The sequence below is a fragment of the Streptosporangium sp. NPDC023615 genome (genome assembly GCF_040640155.1).
In the GTDB taxonomy this organism is placed as follows: domain Bacteria; phylum Actinomycetota; class Actinomycetes; order Streptosporangiales; family Streptosporangiaceae; genus Streptosporangium.
Window position 1 is genome coordinate 37,823 of record NZ_JBFABE010000007.1, and the last position, 12,270, is coordinate 50,092.

General features: G+C 71.6%; 11 protein-coding genes and 1 pseudogene. 7 read left to right on the forward strand and 5 right to left on the reverse strand.

Annotated features, from left to right (window positions below; translation table 11 throughout):
• Window positions 1–12: 12 nt before the first annotated feature.
• The 3 genes from AB0G16_RS07785 to AB0G16_RS07795 form a co-directional block, all read right to left on the reverse strand.
• Complete coding sequence (locus AB0G16_RS07785) at window positions 13–567, reverse strand: HD domain-containing protein (RefSeq protein ID WP_362800854.1); 555 nt, start codon at window positions 565–567, stop codon at window positions 13–15.
• 101 nt (window positions 568–668) lie between these two features.
• Window positions 669–2,834, reverse strand: coding sequence for a molybdopterin-dependent oxidoreductase (locus AB0G16_RS07790; protein WP_362800329.1), 2,166 nt, complete (start codon window positions 2,832–2,834; stop codon window positions 669–671).
• A 163-nt stretch (window positions 2,835–2,997) separates the two neighbouring features.
• On the reverse strand, window positions 2,998–3,258 hold the full coding sequence (locus AB0G16_RS07795) for a hypothetical protein (RefSeq protein ID WP_362800331.1): 261 nt from the start codon (window positions 3,256–3,258) through the stop codon (window positions 2,998–3,000).
• Window positions 3,259–3,723: 465 nt separating this feature from the next.
• On the opposite strand from AB0G16_RS07795, the gene AB0G16_RS07800 reads away from it, so the two are divergent.
• The 6 genes from AB0G16_RS07800 (at window position 3,724) to AB0G16_RS07825 (ending at window position 9,113) form a co-directional block, all read left to right on the forward strand.
• Window positions 3,724–4,584, forward strand: coding sequence for a helix-turn-helix transcriptional regulator (locus AB0G16_RS07800; RefSeq protein ID WP_362800334.1), 861 nt, complete (start codon window positions 3,724–3,726; stop codon window positions 4,582–4,584).
• Between the two features lie 69 nt (window positions 4,585–4,653).
• Window positions 4,654–4,836 carry a DUF397 domain-containing protein gene (locus AB0G16_RS07805; protein ID WP_362800337.1) on the forward strand — a complete coding sequence of 61 codons (183 nt, stop codon included), beginning with the start codon at window positions 4,654–4,656 and terminating at the stop codon, window positions 4,834–4,836.
• A 324-nt stretch (window positions 4,837–5,160) separates the two neighbouring features.
• The gene (locus AB0G16_RS07810; protein ID WP_362800339.1) at window positions 5,161–5,343 is read left to right on the forward strand and encodes a DUF397 domain-containing protein; all 183 of its coding nucleotides are present in this window, start codon (window positions 5,161–5,163) and stop codon (window positions 5,341–5,343) included.
• A gap of 140 nt (window positions 5,344–5,483) precedes the next feature.
• Window positions 5,484–6,593, forward strand: coding sequence for a CapA family protein (locus AB0G16_RS07815; RefSeq protein ID WP_362800342.1), 1,110 nt, complete (start codon window positions 5,484–5,486; stop codon window positions 6,591–6,593).
• A 104-nt stretch (window positions 6,594–6,697) separates the two neighbouring features.
• A complete protein-coding gene (locus AB0G16_RS07820) occupies window positions 6,698–8,422 on the forward strand; it encodes an SDR family oxidoreductase (protein WP_362800345.1) in 1,725 nt (574 codons plus the stop codon).
• A 31-nt stretch (window positions 8,423–8,453) separates the two neighbouring features.
• The gene (locus AB0G16_RS07825) at window positions 8,454–9,113 is read left to right on the forward strand and encodes a TetR family transcriptional regulator (protein WP_362800348.1); all 660 of its coding nucleotides are present in this window, start codon (window positions 8,454–8,456) and stop codon (window positions 9,111–9,113) included.
• A 15-nt stretch (window positions 9,114–9,128) separates the two neighbouring features.
• Here AB0G16_RS07825 and AB0G16_RS07830 read toward each other — a convergent pair whose 3' ends face one another.
• Complete coding sequence (locus AB0G16_RS07830; protein ID WP_362800351.1) at window positions 9,129–10,067, reverse strand: hypothetical protein; 939 nt, start codon at window positions 10,065–10,067, stop codon at window positions 9,129–9,131.
• A 169-nt stretch (window positions 10,068–10,236) separates the two neighbouring features.
• Between AB0G16_RS07830 and AB0G16_RS07835 the strand changes: the two genes are divergently transcribed.
• The gene (locus tag AB0G16_RS07835; RefSeq protein WP_362800354.1) at window positions 10,237–10,776 is read left to right on the forward strand and encodes a hypothetical protein; all 540 of its coding nucleotides are present in this window, start codon (window positions 10,237–10,239) and stop codon (window positions 10,774–10,776) included.
• Between the two features lie 328 nt (window positions 10,777–11,104).
• Here AB0G16_RS07835 and AB0G16_RS07840 read toward each other — a convergent pair.
• Window positions 11,105–12,270, reverse strand: a pseudogene (locus AB0G16_RS07840) (hypothetical protein); the annotation flags it as partial.

Below are 12,270 nucleotides of genomic sequence, written 5' to 3' on the forward strand. Positions count from 1 at the left end.
CCGGGAAAGGCGTTATGCACGCGCCAAATGCCCCCGGCTGACCGATAGAGCGATGATCTCGGTGGCGTAGGCGCCCAGTGTCGGCGACCCCTCCTCGATGATCCTCACCTTCTCCAGCACCTGCTCGGCCGTCACCTTGTACAGCGACCAGGTGCCTCCCTCGTTGTGATGGTTGGCCATGATGGGCGCGATGCGGTCCAGGGCCTTGGCGAACCGGGCCTCAGGAGTCCTGCGCTCCTCGAACTCGTCCCAGAGCGCGCGCAGCCGGCACGCCTGGTCGTCGGGGAGGAGCCCGAAGATCCGGTCGGCGGCCTTGCGCTCGATGCCGAGCTGGGCCTCGACGGCCTGGCTGTCGTAGATGAACGTGTCCCCGGCGTCGATCTCGACGATGTCGTGGACGAGCAACATCGCCACGACCCTGTCGAGATCGGTGCCCGGGGGTGCGTGCTCGGCCAGGACCATCGCCAGCATGCCCACGTACCACGAATGCTCGGCGTCGTTCTCCCGCCGCGACCCGTCCATGAGGGTGTTGCGGCGGACGACGCGCCTGAGCTTGTCGATCTCCATGGCGAAGCTGAGCTGAGCGTGCAGGCGGTCCTGTGCTGGAGGGGTGGTCACGCGCGCAAGCCTAATGCGCGCCGATCCCCCTTTTCCGAGCGATCATGGGATCACGCGCGGCCGAGCGTGACCGGAACCCCGTTGAACACGGCGTTTCCCGAGGGAACGTCCACCACGGAATCGTCGGTGAGCGTGTTGGCGTTCACCCCGGCGTGCTCGGCGGCCACCGTCTGCGAGCTGCCGGCGTGCCCCCACCCGTGCGGCAGGCTCACCACCCCCGGCATGATCGTGTCGGTCGGCTCCAGCGGCACGACCAGCTCGCCTGTGGCCGACCGGACCACGGCGTGCCCGTCCAGCCCGAGCCGGCTCACGTCGTCGGGGTTGATCTGCAGGGTGCACCGGTTGGTCCCGCCGACCAGCGGGCCCACGTTGTGCAGCCAGCTGTTGTTGGAACGCAGGTGGCGCCGGCCGATCAGCACCATCTCCGCGGGCGGCACGGCCAGCCGGTCGCGCAACCGCGCGACGTCCTCGACGAGCGGCGGCGGGGCCAGCTCCACCCGCCCGGAGGCGGTGCGCAGGATCTCCTTCAGCCGCGGTTCCAGCGCGCCCAGGTCGACGCCGTGCGGGTTCTCCAGGAGCGCGGCGAGCGAGAGCCCGTACGGGCCGAGCCTGAGCATGGCGTCCAGCCGCCTCTCCGCGCCGCTCGCGCCGTCCAGCGAGGCGCGCAGCTCGGCCACGTCACGGCCCTCCACCGGCGAACCGGGCGTGGCGACGGCCCGCTCGAGCATCCGTTCGAGGATCAGCTCGTCCAGCGAGGCCGGGTCCGCGTCCGCGCCCTGTCCCGAGGCGATCATCGTCAGCCGCGCCATGATCTCGGCCTCCGAGGGGCGTCCCGGCTCCAGCGGCAGCACCGGCGGGGAGAACCGCGCGTAGTTGCGGACCGCGAAGGACAGCAGCGACAGGTCGTAGTGCGGCGACTGCGTCGTCCGCGGCGGCGGCAGGATGACGTTCGCGTGCCGGGTGGTCTCGTTCAGGTAGGGGTCCACGCAGACCATGAACTCCAGGTCGCGGAAGGCCCTCTCCAGCCGGGGGCCGCCGGGCGCCGAGAGGACCGGGTTGCCGGCCACCATGACCATCCCCCTGACCTGCCCCTCGCCGGGGGTCTCGATCTCGTCGGCGAGGGTGGCCACCGGCAGTTCGCCGTTCGCCTCCGGCAGGTTCCGGACGCGGCTGTGCCAGCGTCCCGTGGCGTACGGCCTGGTGCGGCGGCCGTTCTCGGTGGCGGGCTTGGCGAACATGACCCCGCCGGGGCGGTCGAAGTTGCCGGTCAGGACGTTGACGACGTCGACCAGCCACTGCGCGAGCGTGCCGAACTCGGCGGTGCAGGTGCCGATGCGGGCGTAGACGGCGGCCGTCGGCGCCGCGGCCAGTTCGCGCGCCAGCCCCGCGATCCGGCCGGCGGGCACGCCGCAGATCGGCGCCACCGCCTCGGGGGCGAAGTCGGCCGCCAGCCGCCGGACCTCCTCCAGTCCCTCCACCTCGACGTCGATCGAGGTGAGGTCCTCGGCCAGCAGCGTGTGCACGATGCCGAACAGCAGGTAGGCGTCGGTGCCCGGCCGGACGAACAGGTGCTCGTCGCCCAGGGCGGCGGTGCGGGTGCGGCGCGGGTCGACGACCACGAGCCTGCCGCCCCGCGCGCGCAGCGCCTTGAGGCGGCCGGGGAAGTCGGGGGCGGTGCAGAGCGAGCCGTTGGACTCCAGCGGGTTGGCGCCGAGCATCAGCAGATGGTCGGTGCGGTCCAGGTCGGGCACGGGGATGGCCATCGGGTCGCCGAGCATCAGGCCGCAGGAGACGTGCTTGGGCATCTGGTCGGCGCTGCTCGCCGAGAAGACGTTGCGGGTGCCCAGGGCCCGGATCAGCGATCCGCCGTACAGGGCGCCGGCCATGGAGTGGGCGTTCGGGTTGCCGACGTAGACGGCCAGCGCGGAGCGGCCGTGGGTGTCGATCACCGAGGTCAGGCCCTCCTCGACCACGCGGAACGCCTCCGGCCAGGAGACCTCGCGCCACGTCTCGCCCGTCCGGACCATCGGCGCGCGCAACCGGTCGGGGTCCTCGTCCAGGCGGCCCAGGCTCGCGCCCTTGGGGCAGATGAACCCCTTGGAGAACGGATCGTCCGGGTCGCCCTTGACCGAGGTGATGTGCCCGGCGTCGTCGAGGGTGAGCCGGAGACCGCAGACGGCCTCGCAGAGGGGACAGGTCCGGTGCGCTGTTCTCATCGGCACTCCTGAGTTCGACGAATGAACTCATCATGGCCGCCGGGTGCGGTGAGGGGAAGCCCCGGGCACGCGCCTCGCGGCCCGGGGCCTCCCCCGTACCGGGGCGCGGTCGTCGCCCCCGGTACGGGGGCGCGGTCGTCGTCACGGAACGGGGACGGGACGGTCAGGCGGCGACGTCGCCGCCCGCGACCTTGTCCGGGACGGGGGAGAGAGCCAGGGCCGGGGTGACGATCCGCTCGGCCCGGAGCAGGTCGAAGCGGGGGTCGCGGTAGTGCCGGGCCCCGAACCCCGTCCTGGTCACGGTCCAGCCGAGGCGGTGGGCCCACTCGTCCTGGTCCATGCAGAGCTCTCGGTCGCTCACGTAGATCAGGTCGCGGGCGAAGGTCTTGATTCCACGGAATCTGTTGGTACGGTGAAAGGACATAGGAGACTCCCTTCGTGGCTTTGACGCGGAGTTCTCGTGCCAACCGGGTCGGTGGCCGCCGACCCGGTTTCTTTGCGCCCGGCGGGGCGCGTCTGATCGCGTGCGACTCTTGGCCGTCGCCGGCCCGTCCCCTGGACTCCCCGCTGGCCTCCCGTGTCCCCTCCGTCGTGCCGGAGCGGCGCCGTCACCGAAGTGGCCGCCCGCTCGCGACGCCCCGCGCGCACGGCTCTCACAGGTCCCGTGAACACGCCACCGGATGATCGTCGGTGGCCCCCCCGGCCTTCCGGGAACCTTTCTGTTCTGATAGTCGCTCAGCGGAGATTTACCTGCAAGGCTTGCCGTAAGGAAAAAAGCAATGAACTTCCGCGTATGCACTGCAATGATCCCTGTAATTTGCACTAACATGCGTGAGGTTCCTGTCGAGGCCATGACATCCGTCCGCCCGTCATGGATGAGGAGGTCGTGATGCCGGAACGTGGCAGTCCAGCGCTCCGCCGGCGACGACTGGGTGTGGAGCTGCGACGGCTCCGCGAGAACCTCCACATGACGGGTGACGAGGCGTCCGAACGCCTCGGCTGGTCGACCGCCAAGATCAGCCGCATCGAGAACGCCAAGACGCTGGCCTCCCAGGCCGACGTCGAGGCGCTCGGCGAGCTCTACCGGGCCGGGGAGACCCTCCTGCGGCAACTGGTGGCGCTGCGGCACGACGCCGCCCAGAAGGGGTGGTGGGAGAGATACCGAAGTTCCGTCCCCGATGACTACATCACGCTCATCGGGATGGAGGCGGAGGCCACCGTGATACGAAACTGGGAACCCCAGGTCGTTCCCGGTCTTCTCCAGACAGAGGAATACGTCCGGTCCGTCGCGTGGGCGAACCAGCATGCCAGCCAGGTTCCGCCCAGCTGGCTCCAGGACCGGGTCGAGATACGGATGACGCGGCAGCGCACCCTGCTGCTCGCGCCGGACCCGCTGACCCATGTGAGCGTGCTGCACGAATCCGTGCTGAGGAATCAGTACGGCGACGCCTCTGTCATGCGGGAACAGCTCGCGTACCTGATCGAGGTCTCGCGACTGGAGCACGTGGAGATGAGAATCCTTCCCCAGCGCGTTCCGCCGCCGGTGTCGACCGGCGCGTTTCTGCACCTGGCCTTTCCCGACTTCCAGGACGTCGTCTATGTGGAGTCGCTCCCCGGCGGGCAGTTCGTCGAGGATCCGGAAACGGTCTACGCGTACGAACGCGCCTTCGGATACCTGGTGGAACGGGCTCTCGACGAGACGGCGTCACAGGAGCTGATCAAAAAAACAATCGATTACTGGAGCGAGTAGGGGCGTACTCCGCCCATTGCTCGTCTGATATTTCCGGAAAGAATGATGAACGCGAACAATCACAATGACGTGATCTGGAAGAAGAGCGCGCGAAGCGGCACCAACGGCAACTGTGTCGAGGTGGCGGCGCTGAACGGGGGGCACGTGGGGGTCCGCGACAGCAAGGACAGGTCCGGCCCCGTTCTCACCTTCACCCCCGGTGAGTGGAGCGCATTCGTCGCGGGTGTCCGGGACGGGGAGTTCGACCTGTAGCCGGAACCGTGGGAGAAGCGGCCCCGGCACTCACCGAAGAGCACTCGCCGGAGAGCGTTCACCGAGGAGCGTTCGTCGAGGAGCACGGGAGCCGCCCCGCCGGGATCGAGTGAATCCCTGTTTCCTCGCCCGCCGGATGGATTGCGGCCGGTCGGCGGGCCCGAGGAATCATCGCACGGCGCGACCGTACGGCGGACACCGTCCCGGCCTCCCCGGTCGCTCTTCGATGCCTTGTCAGTTGCTCTTTGCGCGTTCATCCTTAAAGTGCCTTGCGTGACCTCGTAGGCGAAAGGTGACGCTATGACTGATATATGGCCGTCTACGATGACATGGCATAAGAGCCGACGCAGCGCGGCGAGCGGGAACTGCGTCGAGGTGGCACGTCTTCCCGGGTGGGGGATCGCCGTCAGGGACAGCAAGGACAGGGGCGGGGTGCCGCTGGTCTTCGGCACCCGCGCGTGGGCCGCGTTCGTCGCCGAGGTGAAGGGCGGGCGCTTCGACCGCTGAGACACCCCCGCCGACCCCGCCGGAGCGGGAGGGCGGTTCCCGGCGGGAGCCGATCCCGTGGCGCCGGTGAGACACCCCGGCGAATCCGCTAGGGCGAGTTGTGTCGCTCGGCGCGGGTGAGATGGCATCCTCGGATACCGATGGACACGTACACAGCCCGCCGCCGCGCCCTGATCGCCGCGATCACCGCCTCGGCCGCGCTTCTCGCGGCCTGCTCCGCGGCCGAGTCGGCGGCCCCCGCGGCGTCCGACGTCGTGGAGAAGCCGACCCGACAGGCCGAGCCCGACCCCACCCCCACGCCGGAGCGCAGACCGTTCACCATCTCCTTCGGTGGCGACGTGCACTTCGAGGGCGTGCTGCGGAACCGGCTGAACGCCGACCCCAGGACCGCGCTCGGCCCCATCGCCAAGGTGCTCAGACGCTCCGACCTGGCGATGGTGAACCTGGAGACCGCGATCACCACCGGCGGCACCCCGGCTCCCGGCAAGCAGTTCACCTTCCGTGCTCCGGCCACCGCGCTGACCGCGCTGAAGGCCGCCGGGGTGGACGTCGCGTCGCTGGCGAACAACCACGGCATGGACTACATGCAGACCGGCCTGACCGACTCCCTCGCCGCCATCAAACGCTCCAGGTTCCCCGTCGTGGGCGTGGGCAGGAACGAGGCCGAGGCGTACCGGCCCTGGCGCACGACGGTGAACGGCAACCGCGTCGCCATCATCGGCGCCACCCAGGTGCTGGACGCGGAGTTCATCCAGGCGTGGACGGCCACCGGCGACAAGGGCGGCCTGGCCTCGGCCAAGAACGAGGCGCGGCTGATCCAGGAGGTGCGCAGGGCCCGCAGGAACTCCGACACCGTCATCGTCCACCTGCACTGGGGCACCGAGCTGCAGAAGTGCCCCAACGAGGCGCAGCGCGGCCTGGCTCCCAGGCTGGTCGCGGCCGGTGCGGACGTCGTGGTGGGCGGCCACGCGCACATCCTGCTGGGTGGCGGCTACCTGAAGAACAGCTACGTCAACTACGGGCTGGGCAACTTCGTCTTCTACAACTGGGGCCCGGACACCGGCAGGACCGGCGTGCTCACCCTGACGATCAACGGCCGCAAGGTGCTCAAGGACCAGTGGACCCCGGCCGGCATCCAGGGCGGGGTGCCGATCCCGATCACCGGGCTCGGGCGGCAGCAGGCCATCGCGGGCTGGAAGGCGCTGCGCGCCTGCACGGGCCTGGCGGCCAAGCCGGCGGGGTCCGGCTGACGCGCCCGGCGTCGCCATAGGGGGCCGCCTCCGGGGTAGGGGATTGGCAGAAGCTGATTCTGTTCCTTTACTGTATTGGACTAACCGTCCAACAGGAGGCTGTAATGCGGTGGGTCGAATCCGGTGACGTACGGCTGGCGCTGTTCGAGCAGGGCGACCCCGCCGCGCCCACCGTCCTGCTGATACACGGCTACCCCGACACCCACCGGGTCTGGGACGAGGTCGCCGAACTGCTGGAGGACCGTTTCCACGTGGTCCGCTACGACGTGCGCGGCGCCGGCCTCTCCGGCGCCCCGGCCGACACCGGCGGCTACGACTACGACCACCTGGCCTCCGACCTGACCGCGGTCCTGGACGCGGTGGGCAAGCCGGGCGTTCACCTGGTCGGGCACGACTGGGGGTCCATCCAGGGCTGGCGGCTGATCGGCAGGCCCGGCATCGAGGGGCGGATCCTCTCGTTCACCTCCCTGGGCGGTCCCCACCCGGGCCAGGCCGCCCACTTCCTGCGGCACGCCAAGAGGCGCAAGGTCGCCGGCCAGCTCCTGCGCTCCTGGTACATCGGCGCCTTCCAGATCCCCGCGCTTCCCGAGGCGGTCCTGCGCAAGACGCTGCCGCGTCTGGCGAGCCGGTTCGGCGCGCCCGCGCGCCCGGGACACCCCGCGGACACCCTCGTCAAGGACGGCGTGAACGGCCTCGGTCTCTACCGCGCCAACATGCCCCTCGGCGCGTCCGGCGGCGCTTCCGACGAGGCCCCCGTCCCGCGGATCCCCGTCCAGCTCGTCGAGAGCACGAAGGACCCGTTCGTCTCCCCGGCGCTGCTCGACTCCACGGACCAGTGGGCGTCCCGGCTCTGGCACCGCCGCATCCACGCGGGCCACTGGCCGCAGCGCAGCCACCCCCGCGTGCTCGCCCGCATGATCACCGAGTTCGCCGAGCACGTGGAGGGGGCGGAGCCGTCCCGGGAACTGCGCAGGGACGGCCCCGGCGAGCGCGGCCCCTTCGACGACCGGCTGGTGGTGGTCACGGGCGCGGGCAGCGGGATCGGACGGGCCACCGCCCGCGCCTTCGCCGCGCACGGCGCCGAGGTGATCTGCTCGGACATCGACCTCGACGCGGCCCGGCACACCGCCGAGGGCATCGCCGACCGCGGGGGAACGGCGCACGCCCTGCGGGTGGACGTCGCGGACGCCGCGGCCATGGAGGAGTTCGCCCGCCTGGTGAAGGAGCGTCACGGTGTTCCCGACATCGTGGTGAACAACGCGGGCGTCGTGGTCGCCGGCGCCTTCCTGGACCACTCGGTCGAGGACTGGCGGCGCACCCTGGACGTCAACCTGTGGGGGGTCGTCCACGGCTGCCGCCTGTTCGCGGCGCAGATGGTCGAGCGCGGCGAGGGCGGGCACATCGTGAACCTCGCCTCGGTCGCCTCCTTCCTGCCGACCCGGCTGCTGCCGGCGTACTCGGTCTCCAAGGCGGCGGTGAAGTCGCTCAGCGACTGCCTGCGCGCCGAACTCACCGGACGGGGCATCGGGGTCACCGCGATCTGCCCGGGATTCGTCTCCACCCCGATCGCGCACAACACCGTCTACGTCGGCGAGCTCTCCAGGGAGACCGAGGAACCGGCAGGGAAGGCGCTGGCCGCGCGCGGGTACCCGCCAGAGCGGGTGGCCGCGCACATCCTGCGGGCCGTCCACCGCAACCTGCCGGTCGTCCCGGTGAACGCCGAGGGCAAGTTCGGCTACGCGCTCTCGCGCGTCTCCCCGGCGGCCGTCCGTGGCGTGGCACGGCTCACCGGGGCCGGAGAAATCTCGCGATTGACGAATAAGCACTGACCCGGCGGTGTCAGAGGGGCAAGATGGTGGGGTGTCCATCGTGCCTGCCGAGGAGTCATGTCAGGCGCCCCTGCGGCGCCGCCCCACCCAGCGCCGGAGCGCGCGACGCGTCGAGCGGATGCTCGACGCGTGTGCCGACCTGCTCGATGAGATCGGTTACGACGCGCTCTCCACCACACGGATCGCCGAGCGCGCCGGGGTCGCGATCGGTTCGGTCTACCAGTTCTTCCCCGACAAACGGGCCATCGCCCAGGCGGTGACCCGGCGCCACGTCGAGAGCTTCGTCTCGCGGGTCGGCAACCGCTTCCTGTCGGAGGACTACGCGGGCTGGTGGGAGGCGATCGACGCGATCATCGACGAGTACGTGGAGATGCACAGGACCGTGCCCGGTTTCCGTTCCCTGCACTTCGGCGACGTGGTCGACCTCAACCTGCTCGACCCCGAGTCCGACAACAACACGGTGATCGCCGGACGGCTCCGCGGCCTCCTGCTGCAGGAGTACGGGCTGACCGACAGCGAGGAGTTCGACCTGGCCATCCTGGTCGCGGTCGAGGCCGGGGACGCGGTGCTCAAGCTGGCCTTCAGACGTGACCCGAACGGCGCCCCGGAACTCGTGGCGGAGGCCAAGAGCCTGATCCGCGGCTACCTGAGCCGTCAGTTCGGACGCGACCCGGACCCCGATCCGGGCTGAGAGAGGCCGAAGTCGTCAGTTCGGGCGCGGTCCGGACCGGGAGAGGCCAGAGTCGTCAGTCCGGGCGCGATCCAGGCGGGGAGAGGCCGGCGGGGAGGCCTCCGTCAGGAGCTCGCCGCCCTGTCCCGAGGGGCTCCCACCGGACGGTTCCGATCCCGGTACGAGAGGTCCCGGCTGTCGCCCCATCCGCCTGCCGATCTCCCGGCCGTCCTGCCCGCCGATCTTCCACACGGTCTCCCGGGGGATCTCCTCGCCGGACGTCCGACCGGCCTCCCGGTCGCCGATGAGCCCCTCCGTGTGCCCGTCCGTGCGCCCGTCCGCCCTGGCCCGGGGTTCGGGCCTCACCCGGTACGGATCCCACACGGAGGCCTCGCCGCCCGTTCCGGTGACCCCGTCCGTTCCGTCCGTCCCCTCGTGCTCCCCGGGCCCGGCCGCCCCGGCCGCCTCGGTCGCCGCGTACGGTCGCGCCGCCGGCTCGTGCTCCCGGAGGTCGCGGGCCTGCCACCGGGCCCACCGGTCCTCGGCCTGTCGCCGTCGCTCGTCCTGCCGCCGCGCGTCCTGCCACCTGCTGTGGAACCACCGCCTGCGGATCCAGGCGTCGTACGGCCGGTCCGCGTCCGGTCCGGCCTGCGCGGACACGACCGAGGAGGGGATCGGCGGACGCCGCCCGGCCCCCCCGGTCCCTTTCCGCCCGCTCCCGGAGTCGCGGGCGGACCTGCAGGGCTCGCGGTCGGCCGAGGCGACCGGCTGCAGCCGCCGGTGCCGCTGGGCCCGTTCCACCCTCTTGATGCGTGCCGCGAGCCGTTCCCGATGAAACCGGCTCTCCAGACTGAGCAGATCCCGATGAGCCTGTCCGATGGCCTCCATCTTGACCGACAGGTAGCCCGCGGACCCCGGAACGATCACCGAGAAGGCCAGGAGGAGCATCAGGACGAAGGCCGTCTGCTTGGACATGCCCATCGCGGCTCCTCCCGGCGAGGCCCTCCTCCAGCGGGAGTCGGGGCTCATATGCCCGTCACGCTGGGAGGACACGCCGAAGGTGACGATTCGTTTACCCAAGGTCACGGGGACAATACCTGCCGTTGGGCGTACGCGATCGAGCGTCGCTCGGTACTCTCGCGATGTGGCGCATGTGACACGTGAGCAGCTTGATCGACTGCTTGAGCAGGCACTTCTGGCCGACGATCATGAGGACCTGGCCCGACGGCTCGAAACCCTGGTCGAGACGTACGCGTCCGGCGACATATCACGGGCGGCGATCCTCGTGCTCGCCGCCGAGGAGTGGCGGCAGGCCGGGCAGCCCGCCCGGGCTCTCGACTGCTTCCAGCGAGCGGTGGACGACGGCGGTGAGGTGAGCGTCGATCCCCGTGCCGGGATCGCCGACACCCTCTTCGAGCTCGAACAGCCCGGTGAGGCGAGGGAGCTGATCGAGGCGATCCGCGCCGTCGGCGACGTCAGCGCGGCCACCGCTCTCACGATCGCCGAGACCCTCGTCGCCTACGGTGACCTCGAAGAGGCCCACCGGTGGGCCACCGAGGGTGCGCACCGGGCGGCGCAGGGCGGTGGCGAGCACATCGCCCTGCTACGGACCCGCTACCGGATCCGGGTCGACCTCGGCCTCCCCGAGGACGAGCTCGACGCCCTCCTGGACGTCTCGCACTGATCGCCGCCGGACGGTCCGCACCGATCGTCCCGCCGTCGCTCTCGCGGTCCTCCCGGGCCGGCGCGGGAACACTCCCGCGCTCGTGAGCGACGGCTGTGAGCGGCGTCGTGAGCGGTGGGACGGGGTCCTCTCACGAGGCCGGTCCTCTTGCGGGGGCGGTCCTCTCGCGGGGCCGATGCCCCTTCGTGAGGCCGACGCCCTCTGTGGAGCAGTGCCCCCTGTGAAGACGGGGCCGGAAACGGCGGAGAGGGCCGCGCCTTGGCGCGGCCCTCTCCGAGGGTGATGCAGAACCCGGTTGTCACACGGTGGCGGGTCCCTGGAGCGTTCCCTACGCGGTCGCCGCCGAAGAGGCGGGAGCCTCTACGACCTGCTCCGGAGCGACGGTGTCACCCGCGGCGGCTTCCGGTGCCGCGGGGGCCTCGGGAGCAGCAGGAGCCTCTGGCGCCGCCGGGCTTCCCTGAGCCGCAGGGGCCTCGGGAGCCGCAGGGGCCTCGGGAGCGGCGGGAGCCTCGGGGGCCTCGGGGGCGGCAGGTGCCTCCGGAGCCTCAGGGGCGGCGGGGGCCTCAGGGGCGGCGGGGGCTTCGGGAGCCTCCGGCGCCTCGGGGGCGGTAGCGGCCTCAGGTGCGACGGGAGCCGCGGGGGCCATGGGGGCCTCCGGAGCCGCCGGGCCTTCCGGCGTCATGGTGTTCTCCGGAGCCGCGGCGGCCTCCGGGCTCTCCGGCGCCTCCGAGGTTCCCGGGAGGACGATGACCAGCGGTGTCTCCGCGGGCCTGTCCGTGACGGTCATCTCCATGGTGGCCTGCTCGCCGCCGGTGGCCTGGGCCGGAGCCGGGGCGACCTCGGCGCCGGCCGGAGCCGGAGCAGCCTCGGCCGGAGCAGCCTCGGCCGGGGCGGCCTCAGCCTGAGCTGCCTCAGCCTGAGCCGGAGCAGCGGGGGCCGGAGCGGCCTCGGCCGGGGCCGGAGCGGTCTCCGCACCGGCCGGAGCCGGGTCGGTCGCCGTGTTCGCCGGGATCGGGTCGATGGCCGTCGCGTCACCCTCGGGCGTGACGGTCGTCTCGACGGTCTGCTCGGCCGCCGGAGGCGCCGGAGCGCGCAGCCAGCTGATGCCTTCCCCGGGCATCTCGGAGAGGTTCGGCGCTACGGCCGCGAGGCTCACCCACGAGCTCGACCGCTCGTTCTCGGGAAGAGCGGCGAGCCCGACCGGCAGGGCGGTCGTGCGCGCAAGACGGTCCGCGGTCGCCGGCATCTCGGCTTCCGTGACCGCCGGGCTCTGAGCAGCCTCGGCGTCGGCCGGAATCCGGGGCTGGTCGGCGGCGGGGGCCTCGGCGGGAGCTTCGGCGGGAGCCGGGGCCTGAGCGGGGGCCTCGGGGTTGGCCGGAGCGGGAGCCGGGGCGGGTGCCTCGGCCGGGGTCTCGGCGTCGGCCGGAGCCGGCGCCACGGGGGCCTCGGCCGGTGCCGCGGGGGCCTCGGCGGGAGCCGGTGCCGCGGGGGCGT